Below are 21921 nucleotides of genomic sequence, written 5' to 3' on the forward strand. Positions count from 1 at the left end.
CCTCAGGCGCCGGGCGCAGGCCGTCCGGCCTGCTTGGCTTTCGCGGCATAAGCCGCGGCGGGCATTCGTCCTTGCGGGCTCCCTTCGGGAGCCCGTTTGCGTTATCGGCCAACTCATGATCTCGGTCATCACCAAACGCGCGGATTTTCTTCGCGCCAACTCCGGCACTCGCAATGCGCGCGCTGGATTCGTGCTATTGACCCGCCCGAACGATGGGCAGGGCATCCGCTTCGGTATCACCGTCACCAAGAAGATCGGCAATGCCGTGGTGCGCAACCGGATGAAGCGGCGGTTTCGTGAATTGCTGCGCGCCGCGTTGCCGACGCAGGGCCTGCCCGATCACGATCATGTGCTGATCGGCCGCGCGGGCGGGGTGGAGCGTGATTTCGCGCTTCTGGCCGACGAACTTGGCCGCGCTCTGGAACGCGCGCGTGAAGGCAAGGGCGATCCATCGGGCGGGCGGCGACCACGAAAAGGGAATCGCGGGCGGTGAAGCGCGTTCTCATCCTTATTGCGCGGGGCTGGCAGCTTGGCCCTTCGCGCATCCTTCCGCCATCGTGCCGCTATGCGCCTTCGTGCAGCGAATACGCGATTCAGGCGATTGGCAAGTATGGTGCGGCAAAGGGTGGATGGATGGCGTTTAAGCGGCTAATGCGCTGCCACCCTTGGGGCGGGCATGGGCACGATCCGGTGCCGTAGCCAGACCTTTGGGGCTGGAAATCGAACCGTTCTAATCCCATAATACACCTCGTCTCGTACTTTTTCAGGGCATTATCTTGGACAATCAGCGTAATCTCCTGCTCGCCGTCGTGCTTTCCGGCCTGCTCCTGCTCGGTTGGGAAGTGGGCGTGAGCTATCTCTACCCGCAAGCGTCGTTGACCGCGCCGATGAACGAGGCTGATCCGGCTGCGCAAACCAGCGCTGCCGGTGCGCCGGGCACCAGCACGGTTGCTGGCGATCTGGGCGGAGATGCCGCACCGGCGCAGAAGGTCGATCTGTCCGCCGCGCTTGCCAGCCCGGATCGGGTGGTGATCGATACGCCGCGCATCGCCGGTTCGATCAACCTTGTCGGCGCGCGGATCGATGATGTCGTGCTCAAGGATTACCGGCAGGAAGTGGACAAGGATTCCGGCCCTGTCCGCCTGTTCGCGCCCGAAGCGACGCCGGATCAGTATTTTGCCGAGTTCGGCTTCGTCACCGGCGGAGCGCGCCAGCCCTCCAACGCCCGCTGGCAGGCCGATGGCGGCAGGCTGACGCCCGATAGCCCCGTTACCCTGACCCGCACCGGTCCGGACGGGATCACCTATTCGATCCGCTTTGCGGTCGATGAAAATTACATGATCACCGCCACCCAGACCGCCAGCAATACGAGCGAGACTGCGGCGATCATCCAGCCGTTCGCGCTGATCAAGCGCACCGATCGCAACGCCACCCCCGATCAGTTCATTGCCCATTCCGGTCCCGTCGGCGTGTTCGGCGGGACGCTGTGGGACCCGCATTCCTATAGCGAACTGGCCGAACTCGGTCGCGAGACCCCGGAAGGCGCGGCGAGCTGGCTGGGCTTTACCGATCAGTACTGGCTTTCCGCGCTGGTGCCCGGTGCCGCAGGGCAGGCGAGCGGCGAAACCGACAGCACCGGCTTCCGCGCGCTGGGCGACAACCTGTTCCGTTCCGATCTCATCTACGCCGCCGAAACCGTGCCCGCAGGCGGCAGCGTGACGCAGGCCACCCGCCTTTACGCTGGGGCCAAGGACAGCGAAATTCTCGATTCCTACGAAGATGCGGGGATCACCTATTTCGGCAAGGCGATCAGCTGGGGCTGGTTCGAAGTCGTTGAAAAGCCGATTCTGTGGCTGCTTCGTACGCTGAACGGGCTGGTCGGCAATTTCGGCGTGGCGATCATCCTGCTCACCGTGGTCATCCGCGCTCTGATGTTCCCGATCGCGCAGAAGGGCTTTGCCTCGATGGCGTCGATGAAGGCCGTCCAGCCGAAGATGAAAGAGATCCAGGAACGCTTCAAGGACGACAAGCAGCGCCAGCAGCAGGAAATCATGAAGCTGTACAAGGACGAGAAGGTCAATCCCTTGTCCGGCTGCCTGCCGATGCTGATCCAGATTCCGATCTTCTTTGCGCTCTACAAGGTGCTGGTGCTGGCGATCGAGATGCGGCACGAACCCTTCGCGCTGTGGATCAGGGATCTGTCCGCGCCCGATCCGGCGCATATCCTCAACCTGTTCGGGCTGCTGCCGTTCGAAGTCGCAGGCTTCCTGGCGATCGGTCCGCTCGCGATTCTGCTCGGCATCACCATGTGGCTGACCTTCAAGCTCAACCCGACCGCGATGGACCCGATCCAGCAGCAGATGTTCTCGATCATGCCGTGGATTCTGATGTTCGTGATGGCGCCGTTCGCGGCGGGCCTGTTGCTGTACTGGGTGACATCGAACCTCCTGACGCTGGCCCAGCAGAGCTACCTCTACTCCAAGCACCCGCAGCTGAAGGCCGCGAGCGCGAAAGAGAAGGACAAGGCCGAGACCAAGAAGGCGGCAAAGAGCTAGCGTGGACGAGATCGACGCCATCGAGCAGGCCGCGCGCGAGGAAGCTGCATCCCGCCTCTTTTCGGGGCCGGTGGACTTCCTGCTGTCCGCGCCGCAGCTGAAGTTCCTGCCCGAACCGGCGGTGCCCGAAATCGCGTTCTGCGGACGCTCCAACGTGGGCAAATCCTCGCTGCTCAACGCGCTGACGGGCCGCAAGGCGATTGCGCGGGCTTCGGTGACGCCGGGGCGCACGCAGGAACTCAATTTCTTCGACGTGGGCCGACCCGAGGAAGAAGGCGCACTGCCGCTGTTCCGGCTGGTCGACATGCCCGGCTACGGCTTTGCCAAGGCGCCGATCAAGGTGGTCGACAAGTGGAAGGCGCTGGTGAATTCCTACCTGCGCGGGCGGCAGGTGCTCAGCCGCACGCTGGTGCTGGTCGATAGCCGTCACGGGCTGAAAGATGTCGACCGGGTGATGATGAAGATGCTCGACGAAGCCGCCGTGGGCTACCGGATCGTGCTGACCAAGACCGACAAGATCAAGGCGAGCGACCTTGCCGCGGTGACCGAAAAGACCGCCGCTGAAGCCAAGAAGCACGTCGCCGCGCACCCAGAAATCCATCTGACCAGCGCCGAAAAGGGCATGGGCATTGCCGCCCTGCGCGCCGCCGTACTGGCCGATGCGATGGGCGAAGGCTGGACGCAGTAGCGCGCGACCGCAAGGCGCGCCCACCCGCCGTCAGAACTGATACGGCACTCTGATCGAGAACACGAAATCGGGCGATTCGTCGGTCAGGCCCGCCGCCGACGAAAGGACCAGCGATGTCCGGTCGGTAAGGCCGATAGCCGCGCCGAGCGATAGCCGCGCATCATGGGTGCCCGATCCCGGAATCCTGACACCGTTCGACCGCGTGGCGAACCGCTGCTTGTCGAGGAACGAGAAGTTCATTGAAACCCGCTCGTTGATCGACATGTTCATCCCTGCAAAGAACTCGAACCCGTGGCCCGGTTCGACCAGCCCGAATTCATCGAAGCTGCGTTTGAAAGTGTAGTTGAAATTGGCTCCGGCAAACATCACCACTGGGTCCATCGGCCAAACGAAGGTCGCGCCGGGGGAGACGGTGTAGAACCCCGATCCGCGCGGCGCCTCTGTCAGGATGCGTTCGGGGCTGTTTTCCTCGGGCGCGATGCGTTCGATTTCGAAGGCGCTCTTGCCGGTCGGAAATTCGACCAGCGTGCGCAGGATCGTGGCAGGCCGCCAGCCGCGTGCGGCCCACGGCTGCCACGATAATGTCAGCGCCGCATCGCCGATGCCGTGACCGCTGATCGAGCGTTCCTGCGCATCGCCGGTGCCGATCCCGCTCGTTTCGGTATCATTGCGGTAAACGAACGGCAGACGCGCATCGATCTGCATCCGCCGCGCCAACCCGTAACGCGCCGTCAAAGCGGCCGACAGGATATCGCGGTTCACATCATCGACACGGATCGAACCGATCACGATCGCATTGAAAACCGAGAACCCGGAGATGTTGACCCGGTCGCTGGAGATCGAGGTGTAATCGAAACTCGGCTCGATCTGGAGCGCGCCCACCGGAAGCAGGACGCCGCCCTGATCGAGGAGGAGTTGATCGACCGCCTTGTCCGATTGCGGGCGCTCGCTGGTGCCGACCAAATTCGGATCGGCGGCGGCGGGCGCTTCGGCCGGCGGGGCTGGGGCTGGGGCGGGATCCTGCCGGGCATATTGGAAGCGGGCTTGCGCAGCGGCGGGATCGGCGCCCGAGCCCCACCTGTCCCCGGCGGGCGGAGCGGGCAGCCTGGCGGGTTCGCTCCTTTGCCGGTCGATCAGCGCCGATTGTTCGGCGATGGTCTGCGCCTGAAACTCGACCAGTTGGCGCAGCTCGTCGATCTCCCGCGATTGCTGCGTCAGGCGCTCGTCCAGTTCCAGTAGGCGATACTCGATCGTCGGCGCGGCTCGTTCCTCGCTGTCGGCCGGGCGGGGGGACGCGGTCGCCGCGCCTCCCGCCGTATCGTTCTGAGCCATCGCGGGAACCGCCCAGGCGAAAGCTGCCACTCCGATCAACGAAGCATAGCTGCCCAGCAGTTTCCTCGAAGTGCGGGCAGCAGTCTTGTCGAATTGCATCAGCAAAGTCACAGCAATCCCCCCCAAATTTCTGTTTCTGCGAACAGTCAGATTTTCACTGGCGGCGCGATCTCGTTACAGGCCGAACGCGCTGCCATTTGTAATGTTGGTGGTATCCGCGACCCCGCCTTCCAGAATGTAGACGTTGAGCAGCAGCGTGTTGTTGACGATGTTGTTGTTGCCGACGACGTTGGCGAATTGGATGAACCCGCCGGTGTTGGGCAGGCTTGCCAGGCCGACGTTCATGCTGACCAGATCGGGCGACATCGAATTCAGTTCGACCCCCTCGGGCAGACCGCCGCCCAGTTGGGTGATATCGCCGAAGCCGATGAGCGAGAAGAATATCCCGCCGAACCCGCCGCGGCTTTCGTCGAGTTCGGATTCGCTCATCGTGCGGATATTCTCCGTCGCGCCCGAAAAGCTCATGGCGAGCAGGCTGGCATCGGCCTGCTGCGCCAGCGCCGCGCCCGACCAGCCGAGCAGTGCGGCGGCCAATCCTGCGCGAACGGCGATTCCCGAAAAACCGTATTCCATCGCTTTTCTCCTCATCCAAAAATCAAAAACCCTTGCTGCGGTGCAGTGCGGTGGCAGCGTCAGTATTCTCCCGGCAGTGTCAGTTCCGCCGTGCCGAGCGCCGCTGCGATCGAGCGCAGGTCTCCGGGCCGTGCCCGGATGGTCGGATCCTCCATGAAGACATTGCGCGGCGACAGATCGGCGCGTGCGGCCGCCAGAATGATCCCGTTCCACTGGCCTTCGAATGTCGAGAGCGGCGGGCGCGTATTGCCGAAAGCCGGATCGGCGATCAGGACGCGGCCATCCTTGATCCGCTTGATCACGACGAAGTGATTATAGCCGCGCACATTGACCAGCGCGATCACCGGCACCTTGAGATTGGCAAGCTGATCGACCCGGTCGAGCTGAAACCCACCAGCGGCAAACCCCCTGGTTTCAAGGTAACGCTTGAGCTCGAGCAGCGAGAATCCCTGTTCGGCGATCTTGGCGCGGGTATCGTCGGGCGCGTTGCCGAGGATCTCCTCGATGATCTGGCCCTCGTCGGCGGGCAATCCGTAGCCATGCCGCAGCAAGGTCGCGAGCGCCGCCGCGCCGCAGCTGAGATCGCGCGATTGCCGTTCCATGTTGGTGAAGCGCAATTCGGCGAGACTGCGCACCTCCACCTGAAGCTGGCCGCCGCCCACGGTCGGCACCGGCTGGGCAAACGCCAGCGGGGGATGGGCCGTCGCCGCTCCGGCAAGGAGCACGGCCAGCAGCCAGCTACGCTGCGCCCCGGCGCGTTTCATGGTGCGCCTCCTCCGGCAAGCGCGCCGAAAGATGCGGAGATCGTGTTGGTGGTCTGGTTGCCATGGCCGGACACCTGCGAAACCTGCGCCACGCCGCTGAAGCCTTCGAAGGAACTGCCGAGCGCGATGCGGCCTTCGCCTTCGGGCAGAGGGCTTTCGACAGGCGAACCGGTGGCCTGACCGAGGCCCGCATCGCTGACCACCTGCGCATCGGCAAACCCGCCGAACGCGGCGGCGAGCAGGTTGGCCTGCGCATTGCCCGATCCGCTGGCCTGATTGATCTGCACGAGCCCCGAAGCGGCGTTGAAACTATTGATCAGTGCGACCGGGCCGGCTGCGCCGGAATAGGCGTCGGCAGCGTTCGGCCGGTCGCCTTCGCTGATCACCTCGGCCAGCGCCGCACCGCCGGGCGCAGCGGCAATGGCGACGAGATTGGCCTGACGTCCGCCAAGTCCGGCGATCTGGTTGATCTGGATGATCCCGGAGGCCGCATTGCCGACGCCGTCCATCGATGCCGAGGACGACCCCGGCGGCAGCAGCGCGGCGATCGGCGTCCCTGCCGCATTGCCGGTGGCTGCGGCAGAGGCCATGGCGAGCCCGCCCGGCCCGGCTGTTCGCGCGATGGCGGCGCTGTTGATCTGCTGCGATCCGCTGGCTGCGGACTGGTTCATGCCGATGATCCCCGCCGCATCATTCGCGATACGCGACATGCTGGCATCGGCGGCTAAGCCAGCGTTCGCGGCGATCAGTGACGTGGCTCCCGATCCTTGCGTCGCCGCGGAGTCGGCAATCGCGGCGCCTTCTGCGGCGACAAAGGCCAGCGCGGCGACGTTCGCCTGCTGCGTCCCATCGGACGCATCCTGATTGAAATGGAATATGCCCCGGTGGCCATTGCCCGCATCGTCGATTGCGGCGGCCGGCGTCCGTGCAGCCGGATCATCGCCCGCGCCGTCATCCGCGTCCTGATCCTGAGCAAGCGCCGCGCCCGCCATAAGCGGGGCTGCCGCCGCACAGATCAGCCACCGGAGTGCTGCAGGCGATTGGTTGCATCGGTCCATCATGAATACCTCGACCTGAATGAGAGGGTGGAAGGCAGCCGGGGCTGGGGGGCGATTGGCTGCCTTCCTCTCAATGGCCTGAGTTACTGGCCAAGGCCCACGGCGCTTGACAAGGCGGCCACCGAGATCACGGTTGCCTGGTTGTTGAACGCGCCAACCGACTGGTTGACGGCGACGATGCCTTCATTGCCGAGCACCGAATCCGCCACCAGCGCGAGCTTGAGCGTGTTCACTTCCTCGACAAAATTGCCGCTGGTTTCCTGTCCCAGACCGGCATCGGACAATGCCACGAGGGCATTTTCCCCGACGGCTGCCGACAAGACGTTGTGCTGGTTGTTGCCAGCGCCCGCGTTCTGGTTGCCCATCACGACGCCGACGTTGCCGTTGTACGAATCGACGATCCGCGTGGTCAGGTCGTAATCGAACTCACCATCGAGGTTCACCGTGCCGTCGGGATTGATCAGCCCGCCGAGGTTGGCTCCGCCTTCGAGGTGCACGGCGCTTGAATCGCTGGCACGTTGATCGGCATAGGCTTCGGAAACGACCACCTGGGCGTCCAGCGGATCATCGCTGAAGATGATCGCCGCAGAGATGACGTTGCCCTGATTGGTGGCCTGACCGGCATCCTGGTTGAACTGCACGATGCCGGTGTTCTCATTGACCGAACCATTGGTGTTGGCCGTAAGGTCGGTGCCGTTGTCGGTGTTCCCTTCTTCCGGTCCGATGTCCACGTCGTCCACGGTCGCATTCACGATCGCGTCGGACTTGGCCGCGCCGGTCAGGTCGATGTCGAAATCGACCTCGATGGTGACGTCCTTGTCCTTGACCGTGTTCACATCGATCACGATGTCCTTGTCCACGGTGACTTCGCCGACGACCTGGACATCGGCCAGTGCGGGCGATGCCAGCCCCGCTGCCGCGATCAACGCGAGCGCGGAGGATTTCACAAGATTTGCCATTTCGATTCTCCTTTGATGCTCGGTGTGTCAGAACGTCGGCAGGTTGCTGCCGACTGCGGCGATCGAAACCACGTTCGCCTGATTGGACATGTTGCCGACCGACTGGTTGACCCCGACGATACCGGTGTTGCCGTTGAGCGAGCCGACGGTGGCAGCGACTTTGACCACCCCGATTGACAGGTTGTCTTCCGCCGTATCGGATTCGCGCACCGTCTGGTTGGCATTCACCTGACCCAGATCGGCTTCGGCCAGAGCAACGCCGTTGTCGTCGATGGCGAAGGCGAGCGACAGCACGTTGACCTGATTGGCCATGTGGCCGCTGGCCTGGTTGGCATAAACAAGCCCGGCATTGTCGTTGAAGGAGTTTGCGATCCGGGCGTTGCGGAAGATGATGTTGACCGTTTCGATCAGATTGCCGCCGTCCGAATAATTGCCACCTTCGCCGGCGAGCGCATCGGGCGTGCCGTTACGCTGGTCTGCGGCGGCGAGCGATTCGGCAAAGCCGCTATTGGCTTCACCCACAATCTCCGGCGGACCATCGACCGCCGCGTCGACGGCGATGCTGATCAGGGTGCCCTGATTGTTCATGTTGCCGACGGCCTGATTGACCGAGACGACGCCGGTGTTGCCCACGCCGGAATCGCGGATGATGCCATCCTTTTCGGCGCAGTTGTCGCAGGCTTCGTTGTTGTAGTTGCTCTGGTTGGCGATCGCGATCGACTCGGCGAACTTCTCCGCTTCCAGCTCGACATCCACATCAAGGTCGACATCGGTGTCGACGCTGATGGTTTCATCGACGTCGATCGTCTTGTCGACATCGATCGTGCCGATGATTGTCACGTCCGCCAACGCGGGCGCCGCGACACAGAAAGCGGCAGAGGCCACCCCCAAGAATAGTCCGTAACGCATGGCTGTTCTCCATTAGTTGCTTTGAACCCCCGATTGACCGCGGGTAGAAACATAGTGAAGATCGAGGCGATAACTGACAATAATGATGAATGAAAAATGAACCAAATCTGATTCAGCAATTTTAATAGATATTCGATTTTTTATTGTGACCTGAAGCTGCCGCTTTCAGCCAAATCTATAAGCCCAGCAATATCCATGACCTTTATCTTGCCTTTATTGGTTTCAATCAGGCCCTGGCATTTCAGTTTCTTAATAATCTGGTTCAGGTGAGGGGCGCTGATCCCGACTGCGGCGGCCAGATCGACCTGCTTGATCGGCAGGCCTTCCTTGCGTCCAACCGGTGTGCGGGCGGCCTGGGCCTCGTAAAGATAGGCGAGCAGGAAGGCGATCCGGTGGGTGCCGTCACTGCACACCACCGACGACAGCCGCGCGTACACGCCGTCGAGCATGGCGAATATCATGTCCAGCATCGCCAGATTGAGTTCGGGTTCGACCGCGAGGATCCGTTGAACGCTGCTGAGTGACAGCACCGAAACGGTGGTCGCGGTGAGGCATTCCGCCGTGAAGTGGTTGGGTTCGCCCGGCGACAGGGCAGGCGCGATCATGGTGTCCGAGAAAATGAAGTCGAGGATCTGGCGCTGTCCGCACGGGAGCCCGTTGGTTATCGCGACGATGCCATCTTCCACCAACACGACATGGCTGGCCGCGTCGCCTTTGCGAAACAGCTTTTGCGACCGGTCATAGCGCTTCTGCACACCTTCCTGGCGGATCAGCAGCTTCAACCTTCGCGATGGGCGATCGCCAGAAAGCTCCACTTTCGCCGCCGAGGGCGAGAGTTCGAATGCTCTGTGGCGCGGCGTCATTTGCATTCCCTCCCCCACAATGCAGCAATCTCCCCGTAAACTTAGGTCAACTTTAACAATTGACACTAAACTAGGTGAAGATTAGCAACATACAGGTCTGCGAACGTAATGCGTCCCCTGTTATGGCCGTTCGTGCATATGAAAAACAGCAAGCCCTTGCCGACTGTTTTTTGAGCCGAACTGCGCTTTATTGTCGCATCTCATAAGCCAATTGACGCATCCCGGCAACGCCTTCACGGCTGTGAAAGATTCAAATCCGCCAAGGATAAGGGAAATAAGAATCTAAAATTCTTAACTTTTCGGCAGCGCGCGCACCCAAAACATTGGCTTTTGCAGGTGATCGAGCATCCCGGCAGAACCGAGCCGAGCTTACGAAGCCACTGATTCGCCGTCCGAAACAGTCCCAGACGCATTTCATTCTGTCTGCAGGTTTGCAGACTGCAAACCGCAGAAATGTTACTTCATGACAATCCTGTTATATTTGCACATGTGATGATTTGTCACTTCGTCCGGAATTTATGCAAAATGCTCAATGCCTTCCCGAAGCCGTGGCTGCACGGATGCTCCGATCGGCAAAGGCACGTCGCTCTCCGTTCCCCACTCGCGTCACGCAGCCCACGGCGGCGTGCAGGCTGCCTCAGTCGGGCCGAGTCGCGGCGAGATCGGAACAGAAGCTGTCGGTCCAGGCCTGCACATTATCCGCCCGGATCGTTCCGATCATCGCTTCATACCGCGCCTTGCGTTCCTGCAGCGGCATGTCGAGCGCAAGCCCGATCGCCTGGGCAATGTCATCCGGGCTGTAGGGATTGACCATCACCGCACCGGCCCCGTCCACTTCGAGCTGCTGCGCCGCCCCGGCAAAGCGCGACAGGATCAGCACGCCCGGATCCTCCGGGTCCTGGGCGGCGACATATTCCTTGGCGACCAGATTCATCCCGTCCCTGAGCGGAGTGACCAGCCCGATTTTGGCAGCGCGGAAGAAGCCGAACAGTTCGGCGTGCGAATAGCCGCGATTCACATAACGGATCGGCACCAGATCGACTTCGCTACGTGCGCCGTTGATCTGCCCGGCCTTCTGTTCGAGCAGCGCACGGATATGCTGATAGCTCTCCACATCCTCGCGGCTGGGCGGGGCGATCTGGATGAACACCAGATCGCGCACGCATTCTGGGTGCTGGTCGAAAAAGCGGCTGATACCGTCGATCCGTTCGGGCAGGCCCTTGGAATAGTCGAGCCGGTCGACCCCGATCATCGCCGTGCGGTCGCGGGTGGACGATAGCAGACGCTGTTCGGCATGCGCGGCCTCATCGGTTTGGCCCTGCGCCTGAAAGTGATCCCAGTCGATCCCGATCGGATAGGCGCGGGCAATCACGGTGCGCCCTTCGAACCGGATCGTGCCGGTCGCCTCTTCGACCTCCGCGCCCAGTTCCTTGCGGCAGTAATGCAGAAAGCTTTCGCGCCACTCGTCGTTCTGGAATCCGATCAGGTCGTAATCCAGCATCGTGCGCACCAGCCGTTCGTGAAACGGCAGCGAGACGAACAGGCGGGTGGGGGGCCAGGGGATGTGGAGGAAAAATCCGATCCGGTTTTTGATCCCGCGCGCGCGCAGCCGCTCGCCCAGCGGGAGCAGGTGATAATCATGCACCCAGATCAGATCGTCAGGCTCTATCAGCGGGCTGACGCATTCGGCGAACAATTCGTTGACGCGCTCGTAACCCTTGGCGGTTTCGCGCTCGTATTGCGTCAGGTCGAGCCGGTAGTGGAACAGCGGCCACAACGTCGCATTGGCATAGCCGTTGTAATATTCGTCGATATCGCGGCTGGACAGGTCGATGGTGGCGGTGGTCACGCCGTCACTGCGTTGCAGGTGGATGTTGCAATCCGTGTCGTCGCTGTCGTCGCTTTCCTGCCCCGACCAGCCGAACCAGATGCCGCCATGATCCTTGAGCGCGGCATTCAGCGCGCCCGCCAGCCCGCCCTGCGCACCGGCCGCGCCGCGCGCCTTGGGCACGGCCACGCGATTGGAGATGACGACCAGCCGTTCTATCGCACTTCACTCCATGGTTTCGACAAGAGCCCGGCGCAGTTGATCACACCGACCAGCGAATAGGTCTGCGGGAAATTGCCCCACAATTCGCCATTGTTGTAGTCCAGATCCTCGCTGAGCAAGCCCGATGCGGTGGTATGACTGAGCATGGTGGTGAACAGCCGCCGCGCCTCTTCACTGCGCCCGGCCAGATGCAGCGCCTCGATCAGCCAGAAGGTGCAGACGTTGAAGGCCGTTTCGGGCGCGCCGAAATCGTCCTCGGCGGCGTAGCGCAGCATGAAGTCACCGCGCCGCAGGTGCTTTTCCACCGCCGCGAAAGTCGACAGGAAGCGGGGGTTGTCGGGACTGAGGAACCGCAGTTCCACCATCTGCAGCAGGCTGGCGTCCAGGTAATCGCTTTCGAAGCTGGCGCCGTAGTGGCCGCCTTCCTCGCCATTCTCGACCCATGCTTCTTCCTCGATCTTGGCGCGCACCGCATCGGCACGGCTGCGCCACAGCGTGGCGCGATCATCCTTGCCGAGCCAGTCGGCGGTGGTCGCCAGCCGGTCGCAGGCGGCCCAGCTCATCACTGCCGAATAGGTGTGCACTTCCTGCCGCGTGCGGAATTCCCACAGGCCGGCATCGGGCTGATCGTGCATCGCCCATGCCATTTCGCCCACCTGTTCCAGGCTTTCGAAATCGCGATCATCGGCCATCCGCAGCAGGCGACGGTCGATGAAGCTCTGCACGGTCGGCAGCACGATCTGGCCGTAGCAATCGTGCTGGATCTGGTGGTAGGCGGCATTGCCGCGCCGCACCGGCCCCATCCCGCGATAACCCGCGAGCCAGCTGGCGGTGGTTTCGGACAATTCGGCCACCCCCATCACCGAATAGAGCGGCTGGATCTGCCCGCCCTTGGCATTGTCGACGATGTTGCGCAGGTAGGCGAGATACTTCTCCAGCACATCCAGCGCGCCCAGCCGGTTCAGCGCCTGCACGGTGTAATAGGAATCGCGGATCCAGCAGTACCGGTAATCCCAGTTACGTTCCGATTGCGGCGCTTCGGGGATCGAGGTGGTGAGCGCGGCGACAATCGCGCCGGTTTCCTCGTGCTGGCACAGTTTCAGGGTGATGGCGCAGCGGATCACCTCCTCCTGCCATTCGAACGGGGTGGCGAGGCTGCGCACCCAGTGCTGCCAGTATTTGCGCGTCGCCTGCTCCATCCGGCGCACTTCCTCGCGCAGGTTGCCCATGAACGGCTCATCCGGGCCAAGGAAGAAATGCATGTCCTCCTCCACCCGGAAGCTGCGCTGTTCGAGGATGAAGCCGACCGCCGCATCGGTGCTGAGCCGCAGCGCCTGCGGCCCGACCAGATAGCGGATGTGGTTGGAACCATGGGTGGTGTCGGCCAGCGCCGCGCCGTAATCGCGCAAGGGCCGCAGCACCACGCGCATCCGCGGATGACCCGCCACAGGGCGCACGATCCGGCTGATCGCGACGGGGCGATACATCCGGCCCTTGTGTTCATAACGCGGGCAGAAATCGAGCACCTCCACCGCGCTGCCGTCCTCCGCTTCGAGCCGGGTGACCAGGATCGGAGTGTTGCGGATATATTCCTGTGTCGCGCTGACCTGCCCGACCAGTTCGAACCGCCAGATGCCCGCGTCGCGCTGGTCGCCGTTGAGCAGCGAGCAGAACACCGGATCGCCATCGACCCGCGGCACGCAGGACCACACCACCGCGCCTTCGCGGTCGATCAGCGCGCTCACCTGACAATTGCCGATCGGCCAGAGTTCAAGATCGTGGGTCACAGTTGCAGCCACGCGTGGACGTCCTTTACGCTTGGGAGAGAATAGCGGGCGGCGGCGGATTCGCGCTCGCCCACAGCGATACCGAATCCGCCGTGCCGGGCGCAGGCGGCAAAGCCGTCCTCGTCGGTCACGTCGTCGCCGATGAACACCGGCAGCGCGCCTGCGAATGGCGGCTCGCTGCTCAGCAGATCGACCGCGCCGCCCTTGTCCGCGCCGGGCCAGACCAGTTCGATCACGCATTTGCCCGATTTGGTGGCGAGGCCGTGCTCACTCGCCAGCGCATCGGCAAAGCGGCGCGTGCCGCCTTCCAGATCGGGCCTTGCGCGGTAATGCAGCGCGCCGCCGTGGGCTTTTCGTTCATGCAGCAAGCCATTGGCTTGCGCGAAGGTGCCGAGCGCATCGACGACCGGGGAGGGCAGGGGCGCCGCCTCGCGCAGCGGCGCGCCATCGGGGGCGAGCACATGGCCGCCATGCGATCCGGCCAGATGCAGCGGCAGCGGGCCGAGAAAATCGGTGAGATTGGCGATGCTGCGCCCGCTCACCAGCGCCAGAGCGCCGTTCAGCCGCGCGGCGAGGGCTTGGAGCCGGTCCGCCAGCCCGGGCGGCACGGCGATCGCATCCGGCCCGTCGGCGATCTCCACCAGCGTCCCGTCGAAATCGAGGAACAACGCAAGTGGGCGGTCCGCCAGCAGGCTGGAGAGCCGCGGCGGGGCAGGAAGACAGGGGCGTGATTCCATCGCGCGAGACATAGACCCTCCGCCGTCAGCGTCAAACCGCTGCTTCGCAGATGCAGCACATTTACGGTTATCGACGGAGGTGCGGGAGGTGGTGCGGGCCTCGCCTGAGGTCAGCCTCGCAAGACCGGACCAGCATCCCGCGCTTTCATTATGAATTTCCGGAAACTCAGAGCTCTTGCGTGGCAAGGGCTGACTGTTTGGTGCCCTGCGGAGGTTAAAGATGGGCACTCAGATCGTTGGGGAATTTCGCTCGGAATGCCGTAAACTAGCCAGCAAAATTGCTCCGGGAGCGCAGCAAATGGGTCTATTGCTTTCTGATGTTAGCGGGCGGCGAGAGCCAGGAAGCTGATGTCTAGCCTGCCGGTCAGCATCGGCCGCTCGCGCCCCAGACCCTGCCGTTCACGATCGCAAGATTGAACGTCCGGTTCGGTTCAATCCGAGTCACTAGTTGCTTCCTCCCGAAAGGCCATTGGTGCCTTGCCGGTCCACCTGCGAAAGCTTCGGGAAAAGCTGTTGGCGTCGCTGTAGGCCAGAACATTGGCGATCTCGTCCGATCGCAAGCTGGTTTTGGTGAGAAAGCGGACCGCCATCTCCCGCCGGGTTGTGTCCAGGATGGCCTGATAGCTGGTATCTTCGTCGCGCAGCCTTCGTTGCAGCGTGCTGCGGCTGATCTGGAGCGCGGCGGCGACGTCCTCTGCGCCTGTTCGGCCCATCGGGATCAGATCGATCAGGGCGCCGCGCACGCGTGTTGCTATCGGCATACGGGCATTCTGCGCGGCCAGTTTAAGCTTGAGATCCTCTTCGACATCGGCCCAAAGGCTCGGGTTTTCCGAGATAAACCGGCGCTTGGCGTCGTCTTGCGAAAAGGCGACAAAGGCGACATCGGAACGGTCGGGCATGATCCCCAGATGACCCGCGATCTGCCGCCGTTCTTCTTCCGACCCATCGAACCCCGCTCGCACCGGCCGGATATGATGCGCAGAGGCACCGCGAACATGTTCGACCATGACGACGATCTGCAAGGCACCGAGACTGGGCGGCATCGGGATCCGACTATCCGCACTGTCGTACTCAATACGTAGCAGCGGCCCGTCCTGGAACACGCGCATTCGGGTGGGGCCCAGCAAGGATTTGAACTGCGCGAGGCGCAGCAGCCCGGTTTCCATGTCGGGCGCGCATGATAGCGTGAAAAACACCGGAATCACCGGCCCGCGCGCAATCGCCACGCCCAGAAAAGGCACGTAATCGGCGCGGGACGACAGAACGGCAGCTGTATCCCAGACGGCAAAATATTGCTCTGCCGATACCCGCAGATCTGGTCCCGCGCCCGCCTGACCGGCGATGCCGGCAGTCCGGAGCATCAGGTCCGGATCGATCTCGAGGATCCGGCACGAAACATCGGTCGCCATGAAGAGGGAATAGGTTTCGGAGCTTGCCATACGCTCTCCCGCTATGAGGTGATGCTGGATGGCATGAGGCAGGGTCCGTGGCCATATGCAGATATCCGCTTGACCGAATTTGCCCATGCCTGACCGAATTTGCATATCGCTCTGGTTGGCAGGCAGACCTAGTTTCCAGACAGTTCGAGGCCAATAGCCGCCCCGATGCTGGCAGGAGGGCGCCGTGGAACGCACGATATATGATCAGGATTCTTCCCTCGATCTGCCGCGAATGCATGCCGCCCAAGCAATAAACGGCATGGCCTATGCCCATGAAATTATGACAACATTAGACCTTGTGCAGAGGCCGAAGTGAAGGGCATAACTTTGTTGATGCACAACACAACCCAGCCGCTGCGCGCGCTCATCGCCCTGTTCGGAATGTCTGCGTTGGCAGCGTGCGACGGGGCGCCGGAGAAGGGGCCACCGCCGCGCGTCGCGGTGACCGAGGTGGTCCAGCCATCAACTGCCAGTGCCAGCGACCGATTTCCTGCTCTGCTGCGAGCGGCGGATCGCGGAAGGATCGGGTTCGAGCTGGCCGGGCTGGTCGCGCGGGTCAATGTCGATGTGGGCGACCGGTTTCGGAAAGGCGAATTGCTTGCGACATTGCAGGCCAATCAGCAGCAATTGGGCGCTGAGGCGGCATCCGCAGATCTGGCGCAGGCGCAGGCATTGGCCCGCGAAGCCGCGCTCGATTTCGATCGCAAGGCCGCGCTTGAAGGCACCGGCGCGGTCTCCCAATCGGAAGTGGATAATGCGAGGCGGGTGCGCGACGAATCCGCCGCGCGCGTCAACGCGCTGACCGCGCAAGCCGGGCGCGCAAAGGATACCTTGCGCGATACCGGGCTTTATGCCCCCTATGCCGGGGTGGTGACCGGGCGCCTTGTCCAGCCTTCGGAGGTGGTGGGCGTCGGCCAGCCTGTGTTCGAAGTGAGCGGCATTGGCGCAGGGCTGGAAGCGGTCATCACGGTGCCGGCTCGCCAGCGCAGCGCATTCGCGATCGGGCAGCGTGTCAGTTTCGCGCCGGACAATGGGGCAGCCCTTCAGGCGGTCGTCCAGCAGATCAACGCCGCCGCCGGAAGCAACGGATTGTTCGAGATCATCCTGAGCGTGCCCAACGCAGGACGAAGCAATCTTGCCCTCGGCAGCCGCGGCGAGGTTGTCCTGCTTGCGCAGAGCGATGATGCGATCAGACTGTCGCTTGCGGCGATCCGGATGGGCGAGAACGGGCGTGGCTCGGTGCTGGTGGTCGATCCGAAAACGAATTTGGTGGCCGAACGCAAGGTTGCGCTTGGGCAGGTCAGCGACGGCGGCGTGACCGTGACGAGCGGCTTGAAGCCCGGCGAAACCGTGGTGGTCAAGGGTGCGCGGCTGCTGCGCCCTGGTGAGACCGTCCGCCCGACGTCCACCGGGCCGAAGCAGTACAACCCGTGAATATTTCGGTCGCTGCGCTGCGGGCTGGGCCGCTCATGCTGTTTCTGGTCGGCATCCTGATGCTGTTCGGGGTCTACAGCTATCTCACCTTGCCTGCGCGCGAGGATCCCAAGCTGATCATCCGTCAGGCGGTGGTGACAACCGTCTATCCGGGGCTGTCCGCCGATCAGGTCGAATTGCTGATCACCAAGCCGCTGGAAGAACGGATCATGGCGCTGCCCAATATCCGGGACATCGCCAGCACATCGATGAACGGCGTTTCGATCATCAAGCCGCGGTTCGATTTCGATACGCCCGATCTCGAACTGGCCTTCGAAAACCTCGCGGAGACGGTGACCGAAACCGTGCCCGCGCTTCCGGAAGGCGCGCAGACCCCGATCGTCAATGATGATTTCGGCGATATCGCCGCAATGACACTGGCGCTGCACGGCCCGGAATACAGCAATGCCGAACTGGCCGAATATGCCGAGCATGTCCGCGACCAGCTGATTCTGGTCGAAGGGACGAAGAAGGTCGACCTGCTGGGCGTTCGCCCGGAACGCATCTTCGTCGAATTCGATAATGCCGTCTTGTCGCAGGCAGGCATATCGCCCGATGCGATTGCCGCTGCGCTCGATAGCGAGAACACGATCCGGCCGGGCGGCTCGGTCGAAGTCGCCGACGGTTCGATCGCGGTGAGGCCGGGCGGCAATTTCCAGAATATCGACGATGTCCGCAGCGCGCTAGTCCGGTCACCCGACGGAACGCTGGTGCGCGTGGAGGACATTGCGGCTGTCAGCCGCGGATACGAAGACCCCGTCCAGCGGCTTGCTTATTACAACAAGGACGAGACCGTGATCCTTGCAGTGGTGATGGAAGAGGGGCTGAGCGTCCTCAATTATTCGGCTGTGGCGCGCGCGGAAGTGGAGCGGATCGCCGCGACACTGCCGGTGGGCCTGTCGCTCGACATCGTCACTTACGAAGCAACCAAGGTCGAAGCCGCCGTCTACGGTGTCACCTTCAACATGCTCCAGACGCTGGCGGTGGTGCTGGGCATCGTCATCCTGTTTCTGGGGGTTCGCACCGGCCTGATCGTCGGCGCGATCATCCCGGCGGTGATTCTTGCCACCTTTGCGGTGATGGGCGCGTTCGAGATTGCGCTGCAACGCATGAGCCTGGCAACGATCATCATCTCGCTGGGCCTGCTGGTCGACAACGGCATCGTCATCGCCGAAGATTTCAAGCGGCGCGTGCAGGAACTGGGCGACCGTGACAAGGCGCTGGCGCAGACCAGCCGCGAGCTGGCATTTCCGCTGCTGGTATCGTCGCTCACCACGATTGCGGTGTTCCTGCCGCTGCTGATCGCGAACAGCGACAGTTCGGAATACACCCGCTCGATCAGTCTGGTGGTGACGATTTCGCTGGGTGTCTCCTACGTCTTCGCCATGACGGTGACGACGACGCTGTGTTACCACTTCCTCAAGGTTCCCGAAGCCGGGAGCGCCGATGATGCAGAAGACGAAAAGACCCGGATCGCCAAGGCGTTTGACCGGCTGACCGATATTTATGCCGGAATCCTTCGCAAGCTGCTCGCCTTCCGCTGGCTTTATGTCGCCGCGATGGTCGCTCTGTTCGCCGCTGCGGGCCTGCTGCAATCGGCGATCCCGAAGGAATTCTTCCCCAGCAACAACAACCCGCAGGTGCTGGTCTATATCGAACTCGCGTCGGGCGCGACCAGCAGCCAGACCGACGCGGGCGTGCGCGATATCGTGAAATTGATTGATGACGATGAAGCCTTCCCCGAAGTCGAGGATTTCGCCGCCTATGTCGGTTTTGGCGGGCCGCGTTTCGTGCTTTCGCTGTCCCCCGTCGATCCTGCGCCGAACAAGGGCTTTATCGTCATCAACACGACTGATCTGGCAGGGGCGGAGGCGATTGTGCCGCGCCTGCGTGAAGTGTTTGCGGCGCGTGTTCCGGATATCAACGCGCGGGTCACGCGCATGTTTCTGGGGCCGGAAGACCCCAAGGTCATCCGCCTTCAGGTCACAGGGCCGGATGCCGATTATATCAATGCGCGCGCTGGTGATGTGATGGACATGCTCGCGGCGGAACCGGGCATGATCGATATCTGGTCCGACTGGCGTTCGCGCACGGTGGAGGTTGATCTCAAGGTCGATCAACAGGCCGCGCGGGCGGCAGGGGTGACTTCGGCGGCGATCGCGCTTTCGCTGCAACGGCAGCTCGATGGGCAGCCCGTTTCCACGTTCCGCGAAGGCGATGAAAGCTTCCCGATCGTGATGCGCGGAGCAGAGGACGAACGCACCAGTATCGAACGGCTGCGCACTGCGGCGGTCTATGCCGCCGATGGCAGCAGTGTCCCGCTGGGGCAGGTGGCCGAGTTGCAACTTGCCGGCGAATGGGGTTTCATCCAGCGCGAGGACATGGTGCGCACGGTAACGGTCGAAGGCCGCCACCTGAGGATGAGCCCGGATGATCTGGCGCCCCAGCTCCAGCCGAAAATCGACGCAATGAACGCGGACCTTGCGCCCGGTCACAACATCAAGATCGCCGGCATTCTCGAAGAATCGGGCAAGAACAATGCGGCCCTGATTGCAACCCTGCCGATCGTGATCGGGATGACCTTCTTTCTGCTGATCGCCCAGTTCGGCGATTTCCGCCGTCCGTTGGTGATTTTTCTCAGCCTGCCGTTTGCCACTTTCGGGGCGTTCTTCGGGCTGCTGGTGATGCAGTCGCCGTTCGGTTTCATGGCGATACTGAGCCTGTTCGCGCTGTTCGGGGTGATCATCAACAATTCGATCGTGCTGGTCGACCGCATCGATATCGAGCGAAACGCGATCCTCGCCGAGGATGCGGAGCGTCCTGAGGGCGCGGCGGAAACATCGGCGAGCCTGGAACGCGAATTCGAAGCGGTAATCTCGGCGTGTCGGCGGCGCTTCCGTCCGGTTGTCATGACGACGCTGACCACGATAGCGGGTCTGCTGCCGCTCATCATCGCGCAGGACGTGCTGTTCTACGGTTTCGCCAGTTCGGTCGCGTTCGGCCTGCTGATCGGCACATTCGTGGTGTCTCTGGCGCTGACGCCGGTCCTCTACTGCCTGTTTTTCGGCATTCGCAGGCCCGACCGCGACGGCGAGACCGGGGCGGGGCAAGCGGACAGCTGGTGGCGCCGCTTGATAGCCAAGTTGCCGATTGCGCGGCGGGGGGCGAAGGCATGAGCGGGAAATCTTTCCTCGTCGCCGCCATGCTTAACGCGATGGCTTTCGGAATGGCCAGCTGCGCGGTCGGGCCGGATTACGCGCGGCCCAGCCAAAGCGTGCCCCTTACCGTAACGACGCTGCCGGAAGCGCCCGAGATTTCGCAAGCCGCGCCTGATGCAAGGTGGTGGCAGGCGTTCGGCGACCCGCTGCTCGACCGGCTGGTCAACGACGCGGTGGCGAACAACGCCGATCTCGAGGCGGCGGCTGCCCGGATCGCGCAGGCGCGGGCGTTGCGCGCCGTTGCGGCCGGCGGCGCACGCCCGAATGTTGCGGCCAACAGCAGCGTCACCCGGTCCCAGACCAGCGAGAACGCCATCGACCTCAGCGGCCTTGGCGGCGGGGGTGGGGGCGGCGGCGCTCCGATCGGCGGCATTGGTGCCCCGCAGACGATCTACAGCGTCGGAACCTCGGCATCGTGGGAAATCGACCTGTTCGGCAGGATCGGCCGCCGCGTGGAAGCCGCCGAAGCCCGCGTCGGTATCGCGCAGGAGGATCGCAACGCCCTGTTGCTGACCGTGATCGCCGACACCGTGCAGAACTATGCCGAACTGCGGATCGCGCAGGAACAGCTCGGCGCGGTGGAGGCCAATCTGGAGACCACGCGCGAGACCGTCAGGCTGACGCAGCTGCGGTTCGACAAGGGGCTGGCATCGCAGTTCGACCTATCCCGTGCTGAGGCCGATGCGCGCAGCGCAGAGGCCCAGCTCGCGCCGCTTGGCGCGCAGGTCAGGGCGAACAATGCGGCCATTGCGGCACTCACGGGACAATTCCCGGCCGAGCTTGGCGAAAGTCTGATGACACCCGCCGCAATTGCGGTGCCGAGCGACGCCTTCCCCGCCGGGGTGCCGAGCGATGTGCTTCGTCGCCGACCCGATATTCGCCTTGCCGAGCGAAGGCTCGCTGCCGAAACCGCCGATATTGGCGGGGAGATTGCCGATCTTTATCCCAGTTTCAGCCTGTCGGGCCTGTTCGGATTCTCCTCGATCGCGCTCGACACGCTCTTTGCGGGCGGGTCGCAAAATACGTCTATCGGTGCGGCTTTGAACTGGCCGGTTTTTTCTGGCGGACGTGCGCGAGCAGAAATTGCCGAAGCGCGCGCCGGTGCCGACGAAGCCCGGGCGCTCTATCGCGGCGCCGTTCTACGCGCGTTTGAAGACGCTGACCGGGCGTTGACGGCTTATGTCTATGCGCAGCGGCGGCTGCGCGTGCTCGAAGCGGTTTTGGCTGAGCGGTCACAGAGTTACGGCTTTGCCAAGCTGCGGTTCGAACAGGGGCTCGATAGCCAATTGGTGCTGCTCGACACGCAGAGACAATTGATCGCGGCTCGATCAGAGCTGGCGCGGGGCAAGGGCGACGTGCTCGTTGCCACGGTCGGCGCTTATCGCGCCCTTGGCGGCGGATGGGACCTTGGAGAAATACCGGATCAGAGCGAGCAACCCTAGCGGCGCTTGGGACT

The 21921-nt window shown here is 63.0% G+C and carries 18 protein-coding genes; 7 read left to right on the forward strand and 11 right to left on the reverse strand.

Annotated features, from left to right (window positions below; translation table 11 throughout):
• Nucleotides 1–115 precede the first annotated feature (115 nt).
• The 4 genes from rnpA (at nt 116) to yihA (ending at nt 3243) form a co-directional block, all read left to right on the forward strand.
• The gene (gene rnpA, locus Q0L48_RS15495) at nt 116–493 is read left to right on the forward strand and encodes a ribonuclease P protein component (RefSeq protein ID WP_296722450.1); all 378 of its coding nucleotides are present in this window, start codon (nt 116–118) and stop codon (nt 491–493) included.
• Entirely contained in the window at nt 490–699 is a 210-nt protein-coding gene (yidD, locus tag Q0L48_RS15500) for a membrane protein insertion efficiency factor YidD (RefSeq protein ID WP_296722452.1), read from the forward strand. The genes rnpA and yidD overlap by 4 nt, the downstream gene beginning before the upstream one ends.
• A gap of 77 nt (nt 700–776) precedes the next feature.
• The gene (gene yidC / locus Q0L48_RS15505; RefSeq protein ID WP_296722453.1) at nt 777–2555 is read left to right on the forward strand and encodes a membrane protein insertase YidC; all 1779 of its coding nucleotides are present in this window, start codon (nt 777–779) and stop codon (nt 2553–2555) included.
• 1 nt (nt 2556) lies between these two features.
• Nucleotides 2557–3243 carry a ribosome biogenesis GTP-binding protein YihA/YsxC gene (yihA, locus tag Q0L48_RS15510; RefSeq protein WP_296722455.1) on the forward strand — a complete coding sequence of 229 codons (687 nt, stop codon included), beginning with the start codon at nt 2557–2559 and terminating at the stop codon, nt 3241–3243.
• Nucleotides 3244–3273: 30 nt separating this feature from the next.
• Here the strand turns inward: yihA and Q0L48_RS15515 are convergent, their stop codons facing one another.
• From Q0L48_RS15515 to Q0L48_RS15565, 11 genes are all read right to left on the reverse strand, one after another.
• Nucleotides 3274–4674 (reverse strand): hypothetical protein, encoded by a 1401-nt coding sequence (locus Q0L48_RS15515; RefSeq protein WP_296722456.1) that lies wholly within the window; start codon nt 4672–4674, stop codon nt 3274–3276.
• A 75-nt stretch (nt 4675–4749) separates the two neighbouring features.
• The gene (locus Q0L48_RS15520) at nt 4750–5208 is read right to left on the reverse strand and encodes a hypothetical protein (protein ID WP_296722458.1); all 459 of its coding nucleotides are present in this window, start codon (nt 5206–5208) and stop codon (nt 4750–4752) included.
• 59 nt (nt 5209–5267) lie between these two features.
• The gene (locus Q0L48_RS15525; RefSeq protein WP_296722459.1) at nt 5268–5972 is read right to left on the reverse strand and encodes a C39 family peptidase; all 705 of its coding nucleotides are present in this window, start codon (nt 5970–5972) and stop codon (nt 5268–5270) included.
• Nucleotides 5969–7030, reverse strand: coding sequence for a hypothetical protein (locus Q0L48_RS15530; RefSeq protein ID WP_296722461.1), 1062 nt, complete (start codon nt 7028–7030; stop codon nt 5969–5971). Before Q0L48_RS15530 ends, Q0L48_RS15525 begins: the two co-directional genes overlap by 4 nt.
• A gap of 83 nt (nt 7031–7113) precedes the next feature.
• Nucleotides 7114–7989, reverse strand: a complete 876-nt coding sequence (locus Q0L48_RS15535; protein WP_296722463.1) for a hypothetical protein — start codon at nt 7987–7989, stop codon at nt 7114–7116.
• Between the two features lie 27 nt (nt 7990–8016).
• Nucleotides 8017–8898, reverse strand: coding sequence for a hypothetical protein (locus tag Q0L48_RS15540; protein WP_296722465.1), 882 nt, complete (start codon nt 8896–8898; stop codon nt 8017–8019).
• A 140-nt stretch (nt 8899–9038) separates the two neighbouring features.
• A complete protein-coding gene (locus Q0L48_RS15545; protein WP_296722467.1) occupies nt 9039–9761 on the reverse strand; it encodes a Crp/Fnr family transcriptional regulator in 723 nt (240 codons plus the stop codon).
• A 637-nt stretch (nt 9762–10398) separates the two neighbouring features.
• A complete protein-coding gene (locus tag Q0L48_RS15550) occupies nt 10399–11808 on the reverse strand; it encodes a trehalose-6-phosphate synthase (protein ID WP_296722502.1) in 1410 nt (469 codons plus the stop codon).
• Nucleotides 11805–13610, reverse strand: a complete 1806-nt coding sequence (locus Q0L48_RS15555) for a glycoside hydrolase family 15 protein (protein ID WP_296722469.1) — start codon at nt 13608–13610, stop codon at nt 11805–11807. Before Q0L48_RS15555 ends, Q0L48_RS15550 begins: the two co-directional genes overlap by 4 nt.
• The gene (gene otsB / locus Q0L48_RS15560; RefSeq protein ID WP_296722471.1) at nt 13595–14335 is read right to left on the reverse strand and encodes a trehalose-phosphatase; all 741 of its coding nucleotides are present in this window, start codon (nt 14333–14335) and stop codon (nt 13595–13597) included. Before otsB ends, Q0L48_RS15555 begins: the two co-directional genes overlap by 16 nt.
• A gap of 431 nt (nt 14336–14766) precedes the next feature.
• A complete protein-coding gene (locus Q0L48_RS15565; protein ID WP_296722472.1) occupies nt 14767–15969 on the reverse strand; it encodes an AraC family transcriptional regulator in 1203 nt (400 codons plus the stop codon).
• Nucleotides 15970–16107: 138 nt separating this feature from the next.
• Between Q0L48_RS15565 and Q0L48_RS15570 the strand changes: the two genes are divergently transcribed.
• The 3 genes from Q0L48_RS15570 to Q0L48_RS15580 are packed head-to-tail and all read left to right on the forward strand — an operon-like array spanning nt 16108 to nt 21907.
• Nucleotides 16108–17208: an efflux RND transporter periplasmic adaptor subunit gene (locus Q0L48_RS15570; RefSeq protein WP_296722474.1), complete on the forward strand. Its 1101-nt coding sequence runs from the start codon at nt 16108–16110 to the stop codon at nt 17206–17208.
• On the forward strand, nt 17205–20423 hold the full coding sequence (locus tag Q0L48_RS15575) for an efflux RND transporter permease subunit (protein ID WP_296722476.1): 3219 nt from the start codon (nt 17205–17207) through the stop codon (nt 20421–20423). Before Q0L48_RS15570 ends, Q0L48_RS15575 begins: the two co-directional genes overlap by 4 nt.
• The gene (locus Q0L48_RS15580; protein WP_296722477.1) at nt 20420–21907 is read left to right on the forward strand and encodes an efflux transporter outer membrane subunit; all 1488 of its coding nucleotides are present in this window, start codon (nt 20420–20422) and stop codon (nt 21905–21907) included. The genes Q0L48_RS15575 and Q0L48_RS15580 overlap by 4 nt, the downstream gene beginning before the upstream one ends.
• The last annotated feature ends 14 nt before the right edge of the window (nt 21908–21921 follow it).

The organism is Erythrobacter sp. (genome assembly GCF_024305245.1).
Lineage (GTDB): Bacteria > Pseudomonadota > Alphaproteobacteria > Sphingomonadales > Sphingomonadaceae > Erythrobacter.

What these genes read in the sequence shown, in the direction of transcription:
- rnpA (WP_296722450.1), top strand. Translation starts at nt 116, where the DNA reads ATGATCTCGGTCATCACCAAACGCGCGGATTTTCTTCGCGCCAACTCC.
- Q0L48_RS15515 (WP_296722456.1), bottom strand. Translation starts at nt 4,674, where the DNA reads ATGCAATTCGACAAGACTGCTGCCCGCACTTCGAGGAAACTGCTGGGC.
- Q0L48_RS15520 (WP_296722458.1), bottom strand. Translation starts at nt 5,208, where the DNA reads ATGGAATACGGTTTTTCGGGAATCGCCGTTCGCGCAGGATTGGCCGCC.
- Q0L48_RS15525 (WP_296722459.1), bottom strand. Translation starts at nt 5,972, where the DNA reads ATGAAACGCGCCGGGGCGCAGCGTAGCTGGCTGCTGGCCGTGCTCCTT.
- Q0L48_RS15530 (WP_296722461.1), bottom strand. Translation starts at nt 7,030, where the DNA reads ATGGACCGATGCAACCAATCGCCTGCAGCACTCCGGTGGCTGATCTGT.
- Q0L48_RS15535 (WP_296722463.1), bottom strand. Translation starts at nt 7,989, where the DNA reads ATGGCAAATCTTGTGAAATCCTCCGCGCTCGCGTTGATCGCGGCAGCG.
- Q0L48_RS15540 (WP_296722465.1), bottom strand. Translation starts at nt 8,898, where the DNA reads ATGCGTTACGGACTATTCTTGGGGGTGGCCTCTGCCGCTTTCTGTGTC.
- Q0L48_RS15545 (WP_296722467.1), bottom strand. Translation starts at nt 9,761, where the DNA reads ATGACGCCGCGCCACAGAGCATTCGAACTCTCGCCCTCGGCGGCGAAA.
- otsB (WP_296722471.1), bottom strand. Translation starts at nt 14,335, where the DNA reads ATGGAATCACGCCCCTGTCTTCCTGCCCCGCCGCGGCTCTCCAGCCTG.
- Q0L48_RS15570 (WP_296722474.1), top strand. Translation starts at nt 16,108, where the DNA reads ATGCACAACACAACCCAGCCGCTGCGCGCGCTCATCGCCCTGTTCGGA.
- Q0L48_RS15580 (WP_296722477.1), top strand. Translation starts at nt 20,420, where the DNA reads ATGAGCGGGAAATCTTTCCTCGTCGCCGCCATGCTTAACGCGATGGCT.